The 19,454-nt window shown below is 47.6% G+C and carries 24 protein-coding genes; 21 read left to right on the top strand and 3 right to left on the bottom strand.

All coding sequences use genetic code 11. From position 1 onward, the window contains the following. Positions 1-85 precede the first annotated feature (85 nt). The 18 genes from TY10_RS26460 (at position 86) to TY10_RS26375 (ending at position 13,922) form a co-directional block, all read left to right on the top strand. Positions 86-703 (top strand): hypothetical protein, encoded by a 618-nt coding sequence (locus TY10_RS26460; RefSeq protein ID WP_042170644.1) that lies wholly within the window; start codon positions 86-88, stop codon positions 701-703. A 199-nt stretch (positions 704-902) separates the two neighbouring features. After that, positions 903-1,097 (top strand): hypothetical protein, encoded by a 195-nt coding sequence (locus tag TY10_RS26455; RefSeq protein WP_042170641.1) that lies wholly within the window; start codon positions 903-905, stop codon positions 1,095-1,097. 3 nt (positions 1,098-1,100) lie between these two features. Next, positions 1,101-2,417, top strand: coding sequence for a phage tail sheath family protein (locus TY10_RS26450; protein ID WP_042170637.1), 1,317 nt, complete (start codon positions 1,101-1,103; stop codon positions 2,415-2,417). 1 nt (position 2,418) lies between these two features. Further along, entirely contained in the window at positions 2,419-2,886 is a 468-nt protein-coding gene (locus TY10_RS26445; RefSeq protein ID WP_042170635.1) for a phage tail tube protein, read from the top strand. 26 nt (positions 2,887-2,912) lie between these two features. Continuing rightward, positions 2,913-3,335: a phage tail assembly chaperone gene (locus tag TY10_RS26440; RefSeq protein ID WP_042170632.1), complete on the top strand. Its 423-nt coding sequence runs from the start codon at positions 2,913-2,915 to the stop codon at positions 3,333-3,335. A 228-nt stretch (positions 3,336-3,563) separates the two neighbouring features. Then, positions 3,564-5,834, top strand: a complete 2,271-nt coding sequence (locus tag TY10_RS29255) for a phage tail family protein (RefSeq protein ID WP_052350785.1) — start codon at positions 3,564-3,566, stop codon at positions 5,832-5,834. 1 nt (position 5,835) lies between these two features. Beyond that, on the top strand, positions 5,836-6,507 hold the full coding sequence (locus TY10_RS26425; protein WP_042170628.1) for a LysM peptidoglycan-binding domain-containing protein: 672 nt from the start codon (positions 5,836-5,838) through the stop codon (positions 6,505-6,507). Between the two features lie 5 nt (positions 6,508-6,512). Next, a complete protein-coding gene (locus TY10_RS26420; RefSeq protein WP_042170695.1) occupies positions 6,513-7,481 on the top strand; it encodes an XkdQ/YqbQ family protein in 969 nt (322 codons plus the stop codon). A gap of 5 nt (positions 7,482-7,486) precedes the next feature. Beyond that, on the top strand, positions 7,487-7,819 hold the full coding sequence (locus tag TY10_RS26415; protein ID WP_202903243.1) for a DUF2577 domain-containing protein: 333 nt from the start codon (positions 7,487-7,489) through the stop codon (positions 7,817-7,819). Then, the gene (locus tag TY10_RS26410; RefSeq protein ID WP_042170624.1) at positions 7,816-8,226 is read left to right on the top strand and encodes a DUF2634 domain-containing protein; all 411 of its coding nucleotides are present in this window, start codon (positions 7,816-7,818) and stop codon (positions 8,224-8,226) included. Before TY10_RS26415 ends, TY10_RS26410 begins: the two co-directional genes overlap by 4 nt. Continuing rightward, a complete protein-coding gene (locus TY10_RS26405; protein WP_042170622.1) occupies positions 8,219-9,280 on the top strand; it encodes a baseplate J/gp47 family protein in 1,062 nt (353 codons plus the stop codon). The genes TY10_RS26410 and TY10_RS26405 overlap by 8 nt, the downstream gene beginning before the upstream one ends. Further along, a complete protein-coding gene (locus TY10_RS26400; RefSeq protein WP_042170619.1) occupies positions 9,273-9,896 on the top strand; it encodes a putative phage tail protein in 624 nt (207 codons plus the stop codon). The genes TY10_RS26405 and TY10_RS26400 overlap by 8 nt, the downstream gene beginning before the upstream one ends. 20 nt (positions 9,897-9,916) lie before the next feature. Further along, the gene (locus TY10_RS26395) at positions 9,917-10,288 is read left to right on the top strand and encodes a hypothetical protein (protein WP_042170615.1); all 372 of its coding nucleotides are present in this window, start codon (positions 9,917-9,919) and stop codon (positions 10,286-10,288) included. After that, positions 10,281-11,078, top strand: coding sequence for a hypothetical protein (locus tag TY10_RS26390; RefSeq protein WP_042170613.1), 798 nt, complete (start codon positions 10,281-10,283; stop codon positions 11,076-11,078). Before TY10_RS26395 ends, TY10_RS26390 begins: the two co-directional genes overlap by 8 nt. A gap of 31 nt (positions 11,079-11,109) precedes the next feature. After that, positions 11,110-12,780 carry a hypothetical protein gene (locus TY10_RS29250; protein WP_052350784.1) on the top strand — a complete coding sequence of 557 codons (1,671 nt, stop codon included), beginning with the start codon at positions 11,110-11,112 and terminating at the stop codon, positions 12,778-12,780. Between the two features lie 30 nt (positions 12,781-12,810). Beyond that, positions 12,811-13,062, top strand: a complete 252-nt coding sequence (locus TY10_RS32350) for a phage holin family protein (protein ID WP_337588393.1) — start codon at positions 12,811-12,813, stop codon at positions 13,060-13,062. Further along, positions 13,016-13,225 carry a phage holin family protein gene (locus TY10_RS32345; RefSeq protein WP_337588392.1) on the top strand — a complete coding sequence of 70 codons (210 nt, stop codon included), beginning with the start codon at positions 13,016-13,018 and terminating at the stop codon, positions 13,223-13,225. Before TY10_RS32350 ends, TY10_RS32345 begins: the two co-directional genes overlap by 47 nt. Next, positions 13,215-13,922: an N-acetylmuramoyl-L-alanine amidase gene (locus TY10_RS26375; RefSeq protein WP_042170610.1), complete on the top strand. Its 708-nt coding sequence runs from the start codon at positions 13,215-13,217 to the stop codon at positions 13,920-13,922. Before TY10_RS32345 ends, TY10_RS26375 begins: the two co-directional genes overlap by 11 nt. Before the next feature lie 40 nt (positions 13,923-13,962). Here the strand turns inward: TY10_RS26375 and TY10_RS26370 are convergent, their stop codons facing one another. Beyond that, complete coding sequence (locus TY10_RS26370) at positions 13,963-14,481, bottom strand: hypothetical protein (protein ID WP_042170607.1); 519 nt, start codon at positions 14,479-14,481, stop codon at positions 13,963-13,965. 593 nt (positions 14,482-15,074) lie between these two features. Between TY10_RS26370 and TY10_RS31140 the strand changes: the two genes are divergently transcribed. The 3 genes from TY10_RS31140 (at position 15,075) to TY10_RS26355 (ending at position 17,167) form a co-directional block, all read left to right on the top strand. Next, entirely contained in the window at positions 15,075-15,206 is a 132-nt protein-coding gene (locus TY10_RS31140) for a sporulation protein YjcZ (RefSeq protein ID WP_202903241.1), read from the top strand. A 249-nt stretch (positions 15,207-15,455) separates the two neighbouring features. Further along, the gene (locus TY10_RS26360; RefSeq protein ID WP_042170602.1) at positions 15,456-16,547 is read left to right on the top strand and encodes a CobW family GTP-binding protein; all 1,092 of its coding nucleotides are present in this window, start codon (positions 15,456-15,458) and stop codon (positions 16,545-16,547) included. A gap of 113 nt (positions 16,548-16,660) precedes the next feature. Beyond that, entirely contained in the window at positions 16,661-17,167 is a 507-nt protein-coding gene (locus tag TY10_RS26355; protein ID WP_042170600.1) for a hypothetical protein, read from the top strand. Between the two features lie 119 nt (positions 17,168-17,286). On the opposite strand, the gene TY10_RS26350 is transcribed toward TY10_RS26355, so the two are convergent. Both TY10_RS26350 and TY10_RS26345 read right to left on the bottom strand, forming a co-directional pair. Further along, positions 17,287-17,751: a RidA family protein gene (locus TY10_RS26350; RefSeq protein ID WP_042170598.1), complete on the bottom strand. Its 465-nt coding sequence runs from the start codon at positions 17,749-17,751 to the stop codon at positions 17,287-17,289. A gap of 36 nt (positions 17,752-17,787) precedes the next feature. After that, positions 17,788-19,392, bottom strand: coding sequence for an N-acyl-D-amino-acid deacylase family protein (locus TY10_RS26345; protein WP_042170596.1), 1,605 nt, complete (start codon positions 19,390-19,392; stop codon positions 17,788-17,790). Between the last annotated feature and the right edge of the window lie 62 nt (positions 19,393-19,454).

Here is a 19,454-nt window from a genome sequence, read left to right as displayed (position 1 = left end):
ACCGCGAGCAGTCTAGGAGACTACTAATTTTTTTGTTCAATAACAGTATTTTAAATACCAATAATAATAAACGGAGGGTATTTCTATGAACATGGAGCAGGATGTGGTGGAGCAATTGAAAGCGTACAAGCGTCTCGTCGCCCGGAAAAAATGGATCGAGAAGCAGCCGGTAGGAAGCGGGGTGACGATCAGCTCGGTCTATGAGGACGATAAGCTGCAGGAGCTGCACCGCGAGCTTCGCCGGATGCCTTCTTATATGTACTTGAACAAAAGAGAGCAGCAATTGGAGCACGCGGCTCATACCCATTTAACGCAGCATCCCGTTGGAACCAAAGCGCAATTGAGGGAAGTTAAGCTGGCTGCGGGGAACGCGGAGCCGGGCGACGAGAAGCTGCTTCGCGAGCTGGCCCGCAAGATTGAGAAAGTAATTGAAGCGCGGGCCGGTGCAACTGCCGAAGGCTATGACGGTGTCATTAACCGGCTGAGTGAGCTTCAAGATATTGAGCGGCAGCTGCAATCGATCGATCAGGCGATGGAGGCGCTGCAAACTTGTTTTCCGGAGTACGAGCGTTTGCTTCGTTTGCGTTATATCGAAGGAAGACCTGCTGACTTCGTTGCTTCTGAGCTTGGAATCGTGGACCGGACCTTCCGCAGATGGAGGCAAAAGGCTTCTCTCGAGCTTGTCCGTTTCTTGTCCGAATGATGTCCGCCGCTTGTCCGATATTGCCTAAAAAACCGTGCTACTATGATATTGTGAAATACATCGTAAGCAGCGGGGACGAGAGGCGAATACAGCCACTCGTCCTTTCTTATTCCATTGCAGGGGGTGATCGTATGTAGGCGCATCAGCTGCACGGTTGGAGCATCGCAATAGCAAACCATGAACCGAAGGGAGCAAGGGCATGAATCAGATCAACAACGAAAATCAAGACAAGCCGTCAGGCGAAACGTTCAGCAAGCGCCAGCTGCTGTCATCGAAGGTGTACACCGAGTTGCAAAAGGATCTACTGTCCGCCGTATTGGACGCAGAGCAAAGCTATTCTCATGAGCAGGCACAAACGCTGCTTGCCACCTATTTGAAAAAGGAGGTCATGTAAATCATGGCAGGAGGAACTTGGACAACCCAAAACAAAGTAAGACCAGGCGTATACATTAATTTTGCAGGTGAAAGACAGCTTGGAGCGAGCATGGGCGAACGCGGGACGGTATCTGTACCGCTCGTGCTGGATTGGGGTGCATCGCAGACGATCATTCCGATTGAAAGCGGCGATGATGTAAGAAGCCTGCTCGGCTACAGCTTGAATGCACCGGAATTGCTGCTCGTTCGCGAAGCGCTGAAGCGGGCGAAGAAGCTGTTGGTTTACCGTCTGAATACAGGCGTCAAAGCATCAGCTACCGTTGGTGGGCTCACGTTGACTGCGCGGCATGGGGGTGTACGCGGCAATGACTTGACTGTATCCGTTCAGAAAAATGTTGATGACGAGACGCTGTTCGATGTCGCCACTTATTTGGCTGATGAGTTGGTTGACGTGCAGACAGCAGCAGTGATTGCCGGTCTTGTGGTGAATGATTTCGTCGTATTCAGCGGCTCGGGTGCTCTTACTGCATCTGCAGGCGTACCGCTTGCCGGCGGCGCCAACGGTACGGTGACCAACCAGCAGCATGCCGATTATTTGTCGGCTATCGAGCTGTATGATTTCAATACGATTGCTCTTCCTGTCGGCGACGAGTCGCTCAAGGCGGTATATACGGCGTTTGTCCGCCGCTTGCGTGAGGAAGAAGGCCGCAAGGTTCAGGCTGTTTTGGCAAACTTCCCTTCCGCCAATCATGAAGGTATTATCAGCTTGAAAAACGGCGTGAAGCTTGCGGATGGCACAGTCGTTCCAGCAGAAAAGGCAACCGTTTGGGTCGCTGCCGCTACAGCAGGTGCTGCGCTTAATGAATCTCTGACTTATGCCGCTTATGAGAATGCAGTGGATGTCGATGTACGCTACTCCAATTCCCAAATCGAGACAGCGCTGCGCAGCGGTGAATTCGTATTTACGGCAAGCCGAGGCGGGGCCATCGTGGAGCAGGACATTAACAGCCTGACCCAATATGGGGCGGCTAAAAATCCTTCCTTCTCGAAAAACCGCGTTATCCGCGTGCTTGACGGCATCGCCAATGATCTGAAGGCATTGTTCGAATCGTCTTACATCGGCAAAATCGACAACAACGCGGATGGTCGTAATCTTTTCCGCTCGGAGGTTGTTAAATATTTGGAGCTTCTGCAGGGCCGGAACGCCATCCAAAACTTCAACTCGCAGACGGATCTGATTGTTGCTGCAGGCGCGCAAAGCGATGCTCTTGTCATTGAAGTTCATATTCAACCGGTAGACAGCGTGGAAAAAGTATATATGAAAGTGACGGTGAAGTAAGATGGCATTTTTGAACGCAGGCGATACGATTTCCGGCCAAGAGGGCCGCGCTTATACGACGATTGACGGCAAATACGAGGAAATGTTCTACATCAAGACGCTGGAGGCCAGCATCGAGAAACAGAAGGCGGAGATCAAAACGCTTGGTCACCGCGGTTTGCAGCACAAGGCGACAGGCTGGTCGGGTACGGGCAGCATGACGATCTACTATGTGACGTCCAAATTCCGCCAGCTGATGCTGGACTATGTGAAGACGGGCGTGGATAAAGGCTTCGAGGTTCAGATCACGAATGAAGATCCTACTTCGACCATCGGCGCGCAGACGGTGACGCTTTATAACGTCAATCTGAACAGCGTTATCATGGGCAAGCTGGATACGGAAAGCGAAGCGCTGGAGGAGGAGCTGGAGTTCACGTTCACAGATATCGATATCGTGTCGCCGTTCTCTTCTCCAGCATCGCAGGGTTAAACCAATAAAAGGAGGCAATTCAATCAATGAGTGACTTGAGTGTATTTTTCGCGCAAAATACGGGCGCAGAAGCGACTGAGCAATTTGTAGTGTCGGAACGCTTCAAGGATAAAGACGGCCAGCCGGTCGCATGGGAGCTTCGCAGCATGACGGAAGCCGAGAACGAGGAGTGCCGCAAATCGGCAACCCGCAAAGTGAAAGGCAAGAACGGCGTGTATACGCCGGAGACGAATACGGATGAATATTTGGCGAAGCTGGTCGTCAACAGCATTCATTTTCCAGAGCTCAAAAATGCCGAGCTGCAGAAATCGTATGGCGTCCTAGGCGCCGAGAATCTGCTTCGCAAAATGCTCCGTCCCGGCGAATATGCGTCCCTGGTGCAGCGCGTGCAGGATATCAACGGCTTCAACCAAAGCATGAACGATTTGGCGGATGACGTAAAAAACTAATCAAAGAGGGCGACGGCGAAGCCAATTACGCTTATTACGCCCTCCACGAGCTTCGCATTTTGCCGCATGAGCTGATGGGGATGAGCAGGCGCGAACGCGCCGCCATCTATGCAATGATCGACGTCCGCGTCGAGAATGAGCGCAAGCAGCGTGCCAAATCGAAACGAAAATAAGGAGAAGGCGTCCCGGCGGGACGCCTTCTGTTCGTTATGAAGGAGGTGTTTTGGGATGGCCACAAATTCGGCGGAAGCCATCAAAATGTCCAAAGCCTTAAGAGCGATGGCGTATGCTGTAAACTACACACTTCAGACTTTAAAAACATTTGAAGGGCAAATGAATAGGAACGCTAAAGCTTCTGATGCTTTCGCGAATGTTCAATTAAAAGTAATCAAATCCATGAACACAACGAACAATTCCATGAAAAGGCTGGAGACACAAGCCGTTAAGATGGAGACGGTCGGTAATGTGTTCGAAACCATTAAATTCAAGATTAGTGCAGCTAACGGCGAGCTTTCGAAAATGAAAACTGCAATCGGCGGTAACGATAAGAAAGTAAAAACCTTATTGAAATCTTTCGATACCGGCGGTAAAAGAATTCGATCTTTCGTCAAAGTGGGCGAACAGATTTCAAAAATAACAAAAGCGATTCAGACCTCTACTACCGCTCAGACGAGGTTTAATGATGCTATTAAAAAAGGAAAAGATGCTGCCTCTAAAACAAAGGTAGGAACTGCTGCTAAAGACGCCGCTGAAAAAAATTCAGAAAAATCAAAAAGTGATGGTAAAGGTGAAGATAAAGATAAGAAGAACGGTGCTGCTTCATTCGCTGCTGGATTGAAAAAAATGCATGGTCCTATAAAAAAAATGTTAAGTATGACGTTTGACGGGGCCATTGATCAGCAAAAAATGAAGGATCAGCTTATGGTGACAACCGATAGTGCTGCTCAAAGATCGGGTGTTTTTGATTTAGTTAAACAAAACGCTCTTAATTCAGGGCAGGATGTGAATAAAACTTTTTCTGGTGCTTTGTCTTTTATGCCGCTTGTAAGCAATACGGATCAGTTGGATAAATTAACGCAGTTTTCTACACGTATATCTGCATTAAGTCCTACTGGTGAAGACCCCGGGGCGTCCTCTGCAGCTATGAAATCAGCGATGAGCGGGGATTATACGGATCTTTCAAAACAGCTTCAACTGCCTGAGAAAACAGTTAGCGATATGCTGGGAAACTCCAAAAATATGGATAGCTTTCTAGCATCGTTCGACAAGCTTCTCGATAAAGCGAACATGGGTGAAGAAAAACTGACCGCGATGCTGAAAAGTCCGGCTGTCCAACTGGATATGCTGAAGCAGCAGTTTAAAACGTCTTTTGCTGATGCCGGTGAGGGAGCGCTAGCCGCTATATCGCCTTTATTAACGCTGTTGCTGGATGCATTTCAGAGCGGTAAATTCCAGCCTTTCTTTGATGCTTTGAACAAGGGCCTTACCTTGGGAGCGGAATTACTAGCTTCTATTGGGGAGAAGGCCATGGCGTTCTTCGATGCGAACAAGGAATTTTGGCCAGTTTTACTTGCATTTCTTCCAGCGGTTTTTGTCGGCCTTTGGGCGTTGGTGGCCCCTGTCATTGCCCAAGCTTTGGCGTGGATGGCAGTGAATTGGCCGATCTTACTGATAATGATTGCAATAGGCTTATTAATTGCTGTCTTTATGCAATTTGGAGCGACAGCCGAACAAATTGTTGGGTTTGTTACTGGTGTTTTTTATGCATTGGTTGCCTATATACAAAATAATGTTGCTATGCTGTGGAACATTTTTTTGGCGTTCGGTGAATTTTTAATCAATTTATTTATTGATCCTGTTTATGCAGTGAAGAAATTGTTCTATGACCTTGTTACAAGTATTGGTGATTTCCTTGGTGGAATTATTAATGCTGCAATAGATGGAATAAATGAATTGATTAATTTATCTAACAAATATCTCAAAACCGATTTTGACAAAATTGGTAAATTCACAATGAAATTAATTGATGATATGAAGCCGCCAACAAGCGATAAAGATGTTCTTGATTTATCCAAGTATAAGCTGCCCCAAGTCGATATTGGCGAGGCTTTTCAAAAAGGTGATAAAGCTGGTAAAGACTTCGCGGCGAAGACGATTGACGGGGTTGGTGATTTCAAAGAAAAGCTAAACGGGCAATACCCGAAAGACAAAGCTGGAGCAGGCGGTGTTCCCGGACTGCCAGCAGCCGGCCCAGACATCAACCGTGTCGGCGAGGTTGGCAAAATCAATGACTCGGTCGATATTACGAGCGAGGATTTGAAGACGATGCGCGAGCTGGCGGAGATGAAGAACATTCAGAACTTCGTGACGCTGCAGCCGTCAATCAGCGTTCAGACCGGTGACATCAACAACGGCTACGACATCGATACGGTTATTAAGCGGATGGAAGCTTCATTGACCAATGAAATCGCGTCATCGGCGGAAGGGGTGTATGCGTAGCATGATTACGAATCGCAATGAAAAATACACGATTGGCCTTAGCTATAACAATCAGCAGCAGAGCTTCTTCCTTCCGGTAAACCCCCCTGAAATCCAAATTAGCGATTCTGCGGGCGGGAAAACGTACGAAGTATCCGGCTTAGGCGAGATTAACGTCATTCAAAGCCGGAAGCTGATGGACGTATCATTCGATAGCTTTTTTCCGGCGTCTGGATCGGAGTATCCTTTTATCGTCAGGAAGGATGAGCTGCTGGATCCGGTTTTCTACATTCAAATTATTCGGGACTGGATGGAGAAGAAAAAACCGATCCGGTTTGTGTTTACGGGTGAATCCTTTGATTTGAACATCGCAGTTAGTATCGAGAAGTTCGACTGGAAGGAAGTTGCCGGCTCTGGCGATATCGAGTACAGTATCGCGCTTAAGCAGTATGCATTTTATCGGGCGAGACCCGTCATCGTGGAAAAAAATAAAGGGAACACCCAAAAGGATAGGCCGACAGATAAGCAAAAGGATACAACCTATAAGCTGGTTGCCGGCGATACGCTCATTAAAGTGGCGAGAAAAAAGCTAGGCGATGACTCCCGCTGGCGTGAAATTCAGAAGCTGAACGGTATTTCGGATGCGCAGTTGACCAGGCTGCCAATTGGGATGACGCTCAAGCTGCCGGGGTGATGAATATGCTGGAAATTATTTTGGACAACCGCAACGGTAAGCTGTGGAACATTACGAGTATTGTGCCGTCAATGACGTTCAAGACGAAACGAATCGGCAGCCCGTCCAGTCTGGAGCTGACCTTGATTAAAGGCGCTTTGTTTCAGCACCGGGATTTTACGGTGAACAACGGCGACGTTATTCGGGTTAGAATGGACAACGTGAATGTCTTTTACGGTTATGTCTTTGAGAAGAGCTTTGGCCGCGACGAAAGCGTGTCGATTAAGGCATACGACCAAGTGCGTTATTTGCTTATTAACGATCATTATTCGTTCACGAATGAAACGGCAGGCAATATTATTCAGAAAATCGCTGATGACTGCGGGTTGAAAACGGGCAAAATTGCGGATACGGTCTATAAAATTCCCACTATGCTGGAAGACAATAAAAAGCTGCTCGACACGATGTGTAAAGCGCTTGATCTGACGCTAATCAACGGGCATGGCAACTTTATGCTGTTTGACGATTATGGAGAGCTGACGGTCCGAAAGCTGGACGATATGAAGCTCGATACGGTGATTGGCGACTGGAGCCTTATGTATGACTTTGATTATAAAAGCTCGATCGATTCGGATACGTTCAACCGGGTGAAAATCGTCAAGGATAACAAGGAAGCGGGCAAAAGAGAAGTATACATCGCGCAGGACAGCGCGAATATCGCCCGCTGGGGCCGTCTTCAATATTATCAGAAGGCGGATGACAACATGAACAGTGCCCAGATTAACGAGCAGTTGGATCAGCTGATGAAACTGAAAAACCGTGAGCAGCGAAGTCTGAGCATTGAAGCGCTGGGAGACATTCGGGTACGCGCCGGCTGCTACGTTCCGATTATTATCGAAGAGCTAAAGTTGAAGGAATATTTTCTCGTTGAGGAATGCACGCACAAGCTGGATGCGGATACGCATACGATGAATCTGGAATTGAGGGTGATTTAATGGCATTGTTGGATATTATCAAACAAGCGGGAGCTGCCGCCCATGCGTCGGGCAACCCAATGGCTGTGATGGCCGGAAAAGTACTCAGCATCGATCCTCTGCAAGTAAACGTTGATCAGCGTTTTACTTTGACAGAGGATTTTTTAATTGTCCCGGAAAGTCTGACGCGCTATGAGGTGGATTTGGCACATTCACACAGCATCGGATCGGGGCAAACGGAAGCAGCACTGCAGGAGAAGCTTCTTATCCGCCGCGGCCTGGAAGCGGGCGACGCCGTTCTGCTGCTGCGCGTTCAGGGCGGACAGAAATTTGTTGTTTTGGACAAGGTGGTTTCATGATTCCATCGGGCGGCATTCAATTAACGGAAAGCTTGGTGACAGAGTCACAGCAGACAAGCAAAACTTATGCGCTGGACGTAGCAGGCGGACGCATTTCCGGTATTGTTGACGGGCTAGATGCGGTGAAACAGGCCGTGTTCAAAATTTTGCAGACGGAGCGGTTCGAGTATTTTATCTACAGCTTCGATTATGGATTTGAGTCGATGAGTCTGATTGGCGGAGCACCCGGCTATATGAAGTCCGAGTTGAAGCGGCGGATCCAGGAAGCGTTGCTTCAGGATGACCGGATCACGGGTGTAAATGATTTCGAAATGACTGTGGAAGGCGATAGTGCTTTGGTTACTTTTCAGGTACAGAGTGATTATGGCGATTTTCTCTCAACGATGGAGGTGAAGGGAAATGTATGAAAATCAGACCTATAGCGCGATATTGCAGCGCATGCTGGAGCGGGTGCCGGGAGACGTGGATAAGCGGGAGGGCAGCATCATTTATGATGCGCTTGCACCGGCCGCGGCTGAGCTTGCGGAAGTCTATTCGCAGCTTGATGTGCAGTTGGATTTGACGTTTGCGGATACGTCGAGCGGCGAGTTTTTACGCAGGCGGGCATTGGATTACGGCGTGATATGGCAGGAGGCGACCCGAGCTAGCAGGCTTGGGTTGTTTTTCGATGCAAATAATGCCCCAATGGCAGTTCAACTTGGCGCACGCTTCTCACTGCGTGAGCGCAATTATAAGGTGAAGACACAGCTTTCGCTGGGCCGCTATGTGCTGGAATGCGAGACAGCGGGGACAGCGGGCAATTCCGATTTCGGGGCGCTGCTGCCTATCGATTATATTAATGGCCTTGCCCGGGCAGAGCTTGCAGATGTATTGATTCCGGGGGAGGATGATGAGACGGATGAAGCGCTGCGTACGAGACTCTTGACTCAAGTACAAAGCCCAGGAACAAGCGGCAATAAAGCCGATTATGCAAAATGGGCGCTTTCCGTGGCAGGTGTCGGAGGCGTTCAGGTTGAGCCGTTATGGGACGGACCTGGTACAGTTCGCGTTGTTCTGATTGATAGCGAGAAACTGCCAGCAAGCATTCAATTGGTTGATTCCGTTCAAAGTTATATCAGTCCGGAATTAGGAATGGGAGAGGGCGTAGCTCCTATTGGGGCAGAGGTTACAGTTTCCTCTGCTGAAGGCATTTCTTTAAGAGTGACTGCTAAATTAGTGTTGGATGGTACGAAGTCATTGGGAGCGGTTCAGGAGTATTTTACCAGGGTAATGACTGATTATTTGCGAAGCATTGCGTTCACAGCAGATCCGTCTCCGAAATATGTTCGAATTGGCTCACTCTTGTTGGACACTCCCGGAGTTATTGACTTCACAAACTTGCTCGTTAACGGAAACGCAACGAATGTCGCCATTGCATTGAGTCAGGTTGCCGTTTTGAGCGAGGTGAGCCTGCATGAATGACACTGTCGAGAGTCCAATAGGCAAAATCCTAATGAACCATTTGCTAGAGTTTTATGCAGACATTAAAGAGAGTCGGATCATTTGCCAGACAGAGGGTACGGAATTTGATAGTCTTGAGTCTGCCTCTGCAGGATTGCTGAGTCAACGTTTCGTTGATTCGGCAACTTGGGGGTTGCAACGATGGGAAAAGGAGTTAGGTATTGCAGTAACGGCTGGCCAGCCCTTTGAACAGCGAAGAGCTGTTATTTGGTCCCGTATGAGAGGAACTGGGACTGTAAGAACTGAGTCTATTAAAGTGGTGGCAGGCGCCTACACGAATGGTGAAGTCGAGGTACTTGAGAATTTTTCGGAAAGTACAATTACTTTAAAATTCGTATCCGTACTTGGTATTCCTCCTAATATTGCAGATTTAACCGAAACGCTTCGAAGCTTAATTCCTGCACATTTATTTATAAGGTTTGAATACATCTACACAACATGGGGTAATATCGAAGCTGCCCCTGAATTTACTTGGAGTGATCTGAAGGATAGAAATATTACATTTCAGGAGTGGTCTGTTGTTGATCCATTTTCTCTCGTTCTAACGAGCCTAGGTCTTACCGGATCAGATCACTAGAAGAATAGGAGGTTAGTAGAATGGCATTTACTTTTCCAAAAGATAGTAATAATAAAGCTGGCGCTGTTCGTACGAAGAATGCTGGTACAGAGTTTGTAATGCCAGTTCAGGATGAAATGTTTGATGTTATGGAAATTAAGCGTTCTACGCTTGCGGTATCTACTAATACACAGCTGTCTTTTACAGGTGTACAAAGTGTAATTGAAGTTCATAATCTAGGACCGGGGGAATTGTACGCATGTCTTGATGCGGTAGCTTCAGTTAACGGGTCAACTAGTATTCTGGTTCCAGAAGGAGCCGTTTATGTTTTCCCCATTAAAGGAACAGTTGTAAATATTATTTCCAGTGGTACGCCTAAAGTTCAAGCTGTAGGGGTGAAAAACAATGCCTAAAAAACTCGGAATGCATATGCCGTCCGGTAAAAAGCTTGTCGGTAATGCCGTTGCCGGGGAGGTATTGACGGGAAAAACATTTTCCAATGCAACAGGTAATGATAAGGTAGGCACAATGCCTGATCGAGCAGCTATGACATTAATTCCTGGCGCCAGTGATGTTGCTATTCCTGCAGGATACCATAATGGAGCAGGAAAAGTGTCTAAAGTAGCCGTTGATCCATCAAAAGTTTTATCAGGAACTGTCATTGCCGGCATCGCTGGAACTATACCTTTGAGGGGAAATGAAGAATATGCAGGCTGGTCACGTGCAACTCTAGGACCTGTACCAGCGACGGAAGCAAGATCGCATATGAGAATACCATTGGGCGCATATTTGAATGATGGTGCGAACGGATCGGGGTATCAAGCTATATTCTTAGATGATCCTAATTTCACAGCGAAAAATATCGTTGCTGGGGTTAGCATTTTTGGGTTATTAGGGACACGGACTCCCTTAACTATCCCTGTGCGGACAGGGACTATTGCATCTGTGAATGATGCTCTTAACGTATCGGGATTAGATTTTAGACCTAAAATGATAATTGTTGCCTGCACAGCTGCCACAACTTTTTGGGGTCTTTGTATAGATTCTAATGCAATAGGTGTACACCCATACAATAATGTAAATTTAGTAAGAGACAATAATAATTATGTTTCTTCGAAATTTTCAATTAATAGTGACGGTTTTTCAATGGCTAGTTATGCTGGGATTTCAGGTTTGCAGTTTGTATATATTGCAGTGGGATAATATTTGAAATAAATTGAAGGGATGTATTTATATGACACTAAATTTACCTAGTGGTGTTAAAATGTTCGAATCATCTGATGTGGTGACAAAAGAAATTTTCAATAATAACTGGGCTGTACTAGATCGTCATATTTTAAGAAACGCTGGTTATGGCACTACAGTAAATTCGGGTAATGCTTATGGAGTTTCGTTGGAACCTGCTTCCCCGGATTTGATTGAGGGAATGGCTGCTATTGTAAAAATTAACGTGGATAATACTGGTCCTGCAACAATTAATGTAAATGGGCTTGGGGTGAAGTCTATAAAAAAAGGAAATGGTAGTGACCTTGCTGCAGGGAATTTAAAAGCAGGCAGCATTTATACATTACGTTATAACGGTTCAAATTTTATATTACAGGGTGAGGGAGGTTCGGGAACGGCACAACCCAATAATGTGCTGGCAGGACAAACTTTTAGTAACAACCAAGGTGACCATAGTGGCACTATGATTAATCAAGGCGCGCTTACCCTTTCTCCGAGCGGTAGTAATGTGGTGTTGATTCCAGAAGGATATCACAATGGTCAGGGTAAGGTTAATAAGGTTACCGTACCAGCAGCTAATGTATTAGCTGGGACAACAATCGCTGGAGTCACAGGGACTATTCCCGTCAGGACTGGAATACAACCTCCAAAACAGCAAAGTGCGTTATGGGGAGATGGCGATATGGCTGTCTATCTTAATACTGGATATTATGATGCAGAAATTAGGGTGCCTAAAAGCCACTTGACTGCTTTGGGTAAATATGGAACAGGGGATACTGTACCAATCAGCAAAACAGGTAGAGCTCCTTTTATAAAGATGTTCCATGGTACTAGTACAACTAGTAGGGGCGCAAGTTCTGGGGTAACCTCCAATGGCTACGTGTATTGTATTTCTGAGTATAGATTAGGTATTTTTAATCCGGACGGTATACTGACGACAGTAGGACTACCTAATAACATTGCTACAAATATTTGTGTTATACGTGACTCTATGTTCTTTGTTGAATCGGATATGGCATCTCAATACAGGGAAAATAGTAGAGTGCTTTATAAGCAATTAGATATGTATGTTCAAACTATGTCTACAGATGGTAATTATTTGTATGTTTTTGGCTCATATGGGGGGCAAAGAGTATTTGCAAAGTTCAACGAGAATTTTGACCTGATTTGGAGGTCGGCCCCTGTAGAAGGAATAAGTGGAAATTCATTTACTCTTAGTACGGATCCTGTATCTGGACAAAGTTATTTCACAGCAACAGATGGTTTTACTAGTGGTAAGGTTTATATAATTACTCCAACAGGTCTTGTATATACTGTAGTAGGCCAGTTTCCTAGTAATGGAATTTTTAATTTGACTACGTTATCCTATGACAGTTTTTTTATTAAAGGTGCTTTATATAAGGTTACAGGCTTAACTGCACATATTGTCTGGAGTTCATCTTACTTCGATAATCCCGCAATCAGAGACATAGAGGGGAGTCTTATTATTTTTACATCCCCAGGATATATGAAAAAGTTTAGGGTATCGGATGGAGTGGAGCTCAGTTCATGGGCTGTGCCTGGAATTTCGTATCCAATGATAAATCTACAAACGGGGGTTGTTACAGTGAACTCTTTTAATACATCAAGTATTTGGTCTATTGCATGTATTCATGCCTCTGGTATTAAACTTAATGATTAAGTTCTTTTTTGTGAAGGGGGGATTATTAATTTGAACTTTCAAATTTTATTCAATTCAAGCGCCGGCATTGCTGGCGCTTTTTTGTCGTTTGCTTACGGCAGCTGGCATGAATCGCTTACGTTTTTGCTGATCGCGATCTCCGTCGATATTATTACAGGGCTTTACGCTTCTATAAAAGAAGGCCGCGGTCTTAACAGCGCTGTTGGCGCTGTCGGCCTCGCGAAAAAATGGCCTCATGCTGCTAGTCGTTTTACTGGCTCATCGAATCGATGTTCTTCTTGAGACGGACAATATGACGATGATGGCCACCGTTTATTTTTATATCGCCAATGAGTTGATCTCTTTCACTGAAAATCTGGGACGCGCCGGTGTGCCTCTTCCCGAAAAACTGAAATATATTATTGAAGTGCTGAAAGGAAAGGGGAATAACAAGGATGTCTTGTAATTATCTCATTGATCATATCCCTCCCAACACCCCTTGCAACCGCCGTCCTGCGCTTCCCATGCTTGCCACAACCATTACCATTCACAACACTGGAAATCCATCCAGCACCGCCCGCAACGAGCGCAATTGGCTGACGAATCCGTCCAATAATCGTACGGCTTCCTACCATATTGTTATCGACGAAAGGGAGGCAATCGAATGCTTGCCGCTATCCGAAAATGCCTGGCATAGCGGCGACGGCAGCGGTGCCAAGTCCGGCAATCGGACGTCTATCGGCATTGAAATTTGTGAAAGCGGGGATTATGCCAAAACACTCGATAACGCAGCCTCACTCGTAGCCTCGATGTTGCGGGAGCGGGGATGGGGTGTCGACCGACTGCGCCGGCATTATGATTGGAGCGGCAAGATATGTCCTCGTCTCATGTACGATAACGGTAAATGGACTGGCTGGGAGGCTTTTAAAGCAGCGGTAAGCTCCAAGTCAACTCAAAACGTGCAGGAGAGCGAACCGAAACAAGAACGGGGGGACATGATGATGGAGAAAATCGAAGTTTACATGAATGATAAGAAGCTGATTGACGGCTTATACGACACGAAAGCAGGCGTTACTTACGTGCCTGTTCGAACAGTAGCAGAAGCGCTTGGTGCAGGAGTAAAGTGGGATGCCAAAAATAAGCGCGTCGAGTTAAAGTGCTAGAGTAAAGCCCGTCTGCTTTGCAGCAGGCGGGCTCTAGTTACTAGTTGAACTGCTCTCTTATGCCATCAAAAAATTCATTTTCCTCGCCATCCGTACCGGGAGCGAATATAGCCATCACTTTATCTCCCTGCATCATGACGATCCGTTCTTCTTTTTTATCGCTTTGGATAAGAGTGGCCGAATGATTTCCTTCTTCACCTTCAACCTCAATCGTACTAACGACTTTAGGTTTCAGGAACTCAGCTTCGTTCTCCATCCCGCCCATATTAAATAACAGCTGCATATCTTCTTGCACATATTCCTTCACTGCCTTATCCTTCTCTTCTTTTGTTCCATTGTAATAGACTTTCAGAAATTCAAGCGCAATGGCGCTCTCCTTCGATTTCTTTTTCACCTTCAAATTTTCATTCTCGGCCTCTTTTTTATCGTTTGCACCTTCTGCCGGCGTTGTTACGTTAGCGGGTGCTGAATCATTAGCAGCAGCCTCTTTCTTATCCCCGTTGCCACACCCTGCCAACAGCAAGCTTAGCATCAATGCCGAAATCACAATTTTTTTCATTTCTCTGTTTCCCCCTTAAGATGTATTTTCCAGTAACGCTCCTTATTACTATGAAAATAGTTCAAAGGTTTCGAAAATAATGTTCGATTTTGGAAAAGACCATTTATATCTGTATAGGATTACAGTATAAATGAGCAAACAAAATGCAAAAGTGCATTTTATATTCACTCAAAACCCCCGAAATGTCGATCAAAATGTAAATATGCAGTTTGAAACAGCTATATCGACCAATTTCAAGCGAATTCAATGGATTCAAATGTACTTTTGCATTTTGAGGCGGGAAATCGGCATTTTTGCCCAATTAAAATGCACTTTTGCATTTTGACCTGCGCACCGGGCAATCAATTCCTCCAACAGCTGAGCAGCAGCAGAGTTTCCCTCAAAATGTGCATCATCCCGGCAAAAATGAGCAAACGCACATATTTGCTTAATGCCTATACGCATTAGGTTTTTCTACATAGGATACAAATGTACCCAAGCAAGATGCTGCCGTACAGATACCACAGCAACGCCGCTCGCGGCGGCGGAGAGCCAGGGTGCAAGCAAGTTCAAGCTTTTCCTTCCTTATCTTTCTATTTAAAGGAGATGAACAAATGAGCTATGGAGTAGGTAACGCCGGCGTTGGCTGCGGCGGACCGGTTGTGGGCGGCGCTTTTACAAGCGTTGGAGTCATTCTGGTCCTCTTTATTCTTCTGGTCATTATCAGCCGTTCCTTCTGGTGCTAGTCTAAAGCTGATTAGCGAAAGAGAAACGGCGTGGCCGCCAAAATCTAATTATAGATGACGACGAACCCCCAAGACCCGCAGTCTTGGGGGTTTGATCGCGCCCTGAGTCTCGGTCTTTCTCGCAGTCTTGATCTTGACGTTGATTTCAATATCGAATCCGCCCTCCCGTTGTCCCAGTCGTAACAGTTACGATATAATGGGGCTAGCGAAATGACAAACGCGATTACATAAGTAAAGAAGGTATATGCGATGGCTGAAAATAAAGCTTTAATTCCGGTGCATCTCCTCTCCGGTTTCCTTGGAAGCGGGAAGACGACGCTGTTGACCAATCTGCTTGAATATTATAAAGGACAAGGGCTTAAGCCCGCTGTCATTATGAATGAGCTGGGTGATATTAATCTAGACGGACAATTAGTGGATGACGAAGTGCCGATGTCGGAAATGTTAAGCGGCTGCATCTGCTGCACAATTCGCGGCGATTTGAGCATGGAAATCAAGTCGCTTGTGGACGAGCATCAGCCGGATCTAATTGTCATCGAATCGACCGGTGCTGCGAATCCGATTGAAATATTGGATGGCGTGACCGAAGCCGCGATGTATTGCCGAATCGAGCTGCAATCCGTCATTACCGTCGTTGACGGTCCGGAGCTTCTGCAGCGCAGAAGGAGCGGCAAAGGAAGAACCTACAAGCTCATGCAGGAGCAGATCCGCTGTGCAACCAGATTGCTGCTGAACAAAGTGGATAGGCTTGAGCCAGAGGAGCTTGTCGAAGCCCAGCAATTACTGCGCGAGCTGAATGAGCATGCGCCGGTCATGGCGACGATTCGCTGCTTTGTTGACGATTGGGAGTGGCTGGCCTCATCCAAACAAAGTGCAGCATCATCCGCGCTTCCAACCGTCACAACAGCCGGTCAGCAGCGAGAATCCGCTGCGTCGTGCGGCTGTGATCCCAATCGGGACCATGAGTGTGCCGAAGCATCATTCGATAAGGCCGAACACGAGCATGAACATAAGTATGACCATGCCCATGACCAACGCAACCATCATCACCACACGCATGATCATGTAATGGTATTGACGCATTATTTGAATGGGGCAATCGACAGCGAAGCGTTCGAGGCGCTGCTGAAGCGGCTGCCGGACAATATATATCGGGCGAAAGGCATCGTGACCTTTTCGGATACGGCTAGCCGGTTTCTTTTCCAATATGCCTATAAGGAGACAGACTTCATGCGCATTACCCCGCAGGGCGATGTGAATGATGTAGCGGTGTTCATAGGCGAGCATTTCTCGAAGGAGAGCCTGTTGGCGGAGCTGGAGCAGCTGGAGCGGAACGTTTAAAAGACCCTCACGTCTATTCATCATGAACGTTGGGAAAAATAATCCAAGAGGAGCGCTACGCACGCATGCTCCTGCAACGCATCATGAATGAATAGAAGGGTTGTGGCAACAGGATGAGAGCAAAATCGTATGTCGCGCTGCTAACCATTGCACTATTATTAGCAGCCGCTCCGGCGTATGCGGCACAGCCGGAAGATCAGCAATCGGCGGAGAAGGGGGCTGACTCGCAGTCCCGTTCCGGCTCACAGGAGGGCTGGAAGTCTGACCATGATCACCATCATGGCAACCCACCATCGGCTGCTCAAATAGAAGAACATCGCCTGGCCAAGCTGCGCTATATGGCGAAATATTTTGGCATCAGCACAGAGGGCAAGACTGCGGATCAGTTAAAGAATGAGCTGAAAGCCGCAAAGGTGAAAGACAAGGATAAATGGGAAGCTTTCAAAGCTGAGCATCAAGCGAAGCGGCTGGAGCACTTGAAGCGCGTCGCCGCTGAACATGGCATCAGCACAGAAGGCAAATCGGCGGATCAATTGCTCGACGAGCTGCGCAAGCAGCGCCGGGCTGAGGAGAAAAAGCAAAGTATTCCAGAGCAAAAGACGAAAGTGAAAGAAAGCTGATTCAACAAAAAAAAGGCTGGAGCTTCAGCGTGAATGAACATATCGATTGAGTTCGAATGTCCATTGCACCGCGCTGAGCTTCAGCCTTTTATTTATGCACCAAGCCTAGCCATCATCATCTAGTCGCGAATTTCGGCAATCAGTTCAATTTCCACTGGCGTATGGAAAGGCAAATCGCTTGTGCCAATTGCGGAACGCGCATGGCGGCCATTTTCTCCGAATACAGAAATCAACAGATCAGAAGCGCCATTGATGACGTACGGCTGATCGCCAAAGCCGGGAGCGCTGTTGACGAAGGCAAGAATTTTAACGATTTTAACGACTCGGTCGAGATCGCCCAAATGTGCTTTCATAGCAGCCAGCAGGTTGATTACAACTTGGCGGGCAGCTTCTTGTCCTTGCTCAATCGTCAGATCAGAGCCAACTTTGCCTTCATAGATAAGTACGCCGTCAATACGGCAGTCGAAGCCGGATGTATAAATGAGATTGCCAGTCTGGTTCACCGGAATGTAAGAAAATTTAGGGGCGGTTACTTCTGGTAGAACGATACCAAGCTCAGCTAGACGTTGATCGATTTTGGACATATGAATAAATTCCTCCTCATAATGGGGTTAAATCTTTTAAATCGAACAGCAGCGGTGCGCGCGAATCAACTGGCCTTCACGCTTATGCGTATGCGTGCCGTGCTGCAATGTCAGCTGGCCGCCGACGATAACATGGCTAATGCCCGTTGGGTATTGGCGAGGCTGCTCGAAGGTTGCCGTATCCTGGATCGTATCGAGATTGAATACGGTCAAGTCGGCAGCATAACCCGGCACGAGCAGCCCTCTTTTACCCAGCTTGAAGCGCTGCACGGGGAAGGAGGTCAGCTTGCGAACCGCCTGCTCCAACGATAGCACCTTATCTTGACGGACGTATTTGGCAAAGACACGGGGGAATGTGCCATACGTCCGCGGATGCGGCTTGCCGGTCTCGCAGTTCAAGCTGTCGGAGGCAATCAGCGACTTTTCGTAGCCGATTACCTGCTTCACATCATCATCTGACATGTGGAAATAGACAATCGCGATCTGTCCGTCCTCCTCCAGCAGCAGGTCCATCATGCAATCGACGGGATGCTGGCCCCGGAGCTCGGCAGCTTCGGCAATGGAACGGCCCTCCAGATGCCGGTTGGCATCGCCTTGAACGGAAGCGATGATGATGCTTTGCCAGCCGGTGGAGCAGACAAGATTATCCCAGCTGTCCTGCTCGCGGCCAAGCTCCTCCTTGATACGGGAGCGGAGCTGCTTGTCGCGGAATGCTGCAAGCGTCCGCTCTATTCCGCCCTCCAGTACCCATGGAGGAAGGACGGTCGTTAGCGTCGTGGAGCCTGCCGAATAGGGATAGACATCAACCGTTACATCCATGCCGCGCGCCCTTGCATCCTCAACAAGCTCAAGCGCATCCAGCGCTTTACCCCAATTTGCTTTGCCAGCAGCTTTCAGGTGACTGATATGCAGCGAAATGCCGGCCTTCTCCGCAATCCAGATCACTTCTTGTACAGAAGGCAGCAGATTATTGCCTTCGCCCCGGATGTGGGTGGAGAGCAGTCCGTCATATTTAGGAAGCACGCTGCACAGCTCCGCCAGCTCCTCGCGGGAGGTATAGCTGCCGGGTGCATACAGCAGTCCGATAGATAAGCCGATCGCGCCTGCCTGAAGCCCTTCCTCCAGCAGCTCTTTCATTCGCTCGATCTCAGGTTTAGCAGCGGGACGATTCTCGAATCCCATCACAGCAATTCGCAGCGCGCCATGGGCTACATAGGTTGCGATATGCTCGGAGGGATTGGAGCGGGCAACATGTTCCATGTATTGCCCTACCGTCTCCCAAGGCCATTCCCAATTTGTGCTGCCAAGCACAGGCTGAACATAGGTTTGAAGCAGCTCTGCCCGGCTTCGAACGAATGGGGCAGGGGCTAGGCCGCAATTGCCGACGACCTCTGCCGTTACCCCTTGTTGAAGCTTGATCTCGCTATAGGGATGGTCGATGATCATCAGATCGGAGTGGCAGTGCCCGTCAATGAAGCCGGGGGAAATGATTTGCCTCCCGACATCAATGATTTCGCGAGCCTCTTGATCTACGCTGCCTATAGCGGCAATGATGCCGTCTTTTACGCCAATGTCGCCAGCAAACCAAGGGTTTCCGCTGCCGTCGACGATTTTTCCGTTTTTCAATATGAGATCCAGCATGCCGCAATGACCCTCCCGGGGAGTAGGATGATGTATGAACGCAAAATTAGTACCGGACTATT

The organism is Paenibacillus gorillae, assembly GCF_000513275.1.
GTDB lineage: Bacteria > Bacillota > Bacilli > Paenibacillales > Paenibacillaceae > Pristimantibacillus > Pristimantibacillus gorillae.
The sequence above is the reverse complement of the archived record's forward strand: the minus strand, read 5'-3'. Positions and strand labels throughout refer to the sequence as shown.

Bases quoted from the DNA above. Each gene is read 5' to 3' on its own strand.
- TY10_RS26360 (WP_042170602.1), top strand. From the start codon at position 15,456: ATGGCTGAAAATAAAGCTTTAATTCCGGTGCATCTCCTCTCCGGTTTC.
- TY10_RS26400 (WP_042170619.1), top strand. From the start codon at position 9,273: ATGAATGACACTGTCGAGAGTCCAATAGGCAAAATCCTAATGAACCAT.
- TY10_RS26405 (WP_042170622.1), top strand. From the start codon at position 8,219: ATGTATGAAAATCAGACCTATAGCGCGATATTGCAGCGCATGCTGGAG.
- TY10_RS26410 (WP_042170624.1), top strand. From the start codon at position 7,816: ATGATTCCATCGGGCGGCATTCAATTAACGGAAAGCTTGGTGACAGAG.
- TY10_RS26445 (WP_042170635.1), top strand. From the start codon at position 2,419: ATGGCATTTTTGAACGCAGGCGATACGATTTCCGGCCAAGAGGGCCGC.
- TY10_RS26395 (WP_042170615.1), top strand. From the start codon at position 9,917: ATGGCATTTACTTTTCCAAAAGATAGTAATAATAAAGCTGGCGCTGTT.
- TY10_RS26375 (WP_042170610.1), top strand. From the start codon at position 13,215: ATGTCTTGTAATTATCTCATTGATCATATCCCTCCCAACACCCCTTGC.
- TY10_RS31140 (WP_202903241.1), top strand. From the start codon at position 15,075: ATGAGCTATGGAGTAGGTAACGCCGGCGTTGGCTGCGGCGGACCGGTT.
- TY10_RS32345 (WP_337588392.1), top strand. From the start codon at position 13,016: ATGCTGCTAGTCGTTTTACTGGCTCATCGAATCGATGTTCTTCTTGAG.
- TY10_RS26455 (WP_042170641.1), top strand. From the start codon at position 903: ATGAATCAGATCAACAACGAAAATCAAGACAAGCCGTCAGGCGAAACG.
- TY10_RS26355 (WP_042170600.1), top strand. From the start codon at position 16,661: ATGAGAGCAAAATCGTATGTCGCGCTGCTAACCATTGCACTATTATTA.
- TY10_RS29255 (WP_052350785.1), top strand. From the start codon at position 3,564: ATGGCCACAAATTCGGCGGAAGCCATCAAAATGTCCAAAGCCTTAAGA.
- TY10_RS26370 (WP_042170607.1), bottom strand. From the start codon at position 14,481: ATGAAAAAAATTGTGATTTCGGCATTGATGCTAAGCTTGCTGTTGGCA.
- TY10_RS26390 (WP_042170613.1), top strand. From the start codon at position 10,281: ATGCCTAAAAAACTCGGAATGCATATGCCGTCCGGTAAAAAGCTTGTC.
- TY10_RS26345 (WP_042170596.1), bottom strand. From the start codon at position 19,392: ATGCTGGATCTCATATTGAAAAACGGAAAAATCGTCGACGGCAGCGGA.
- TY10_RS26425 (WP_042170628.1), top strand. From the start codon at position 5,836: ATGATTACGAATCGCAATGAAAAATACACGATTGGCCTTAGCTATAAC.
- TY10_RS26440 (WP_042170632.1), top strand. From the start codon at position 2,913: ATGAGTGACTTGAGTGTATTTTTCGCGCAAAATACGGGCGCAGAAGCG.
- TY10_RS26420 (WP_042170695.1), top strand. From the start codon at position 6,513: ATGCTGGAAATTATTTTGGACAACCGCAACGGTAAGCTGTGGAACATT.
- TY10_RS29250 (WP_052350784.1), top strand. From the start codon at position 11,110: ATGACACTAAATTTACCTAGTGGTGTTAAAATGTTCGAATCATCTGAT.
- TY10_RS26450 (WP_042170637.1), top strand. From the start codon at position 1,101: ATGGCAGGAGGAACTTGGACAACCCAAAACAAAGTAAGACCAGGCGTA.
- TY10_RS26350 (WP_042170598.1), bottom strand. From the start codon at position 17,751: ATGTCCAAAATCGATCAACGTCTAGCTGAGCTTGGTATCGTTCTACCA.
- TY10_RS26460 (WP_042170644.1), top strand. From the start codon at position 86: ATGAACATGGAGCAGGATGTGGTGGAGCAATTGAAAGCGTACAAGCGT.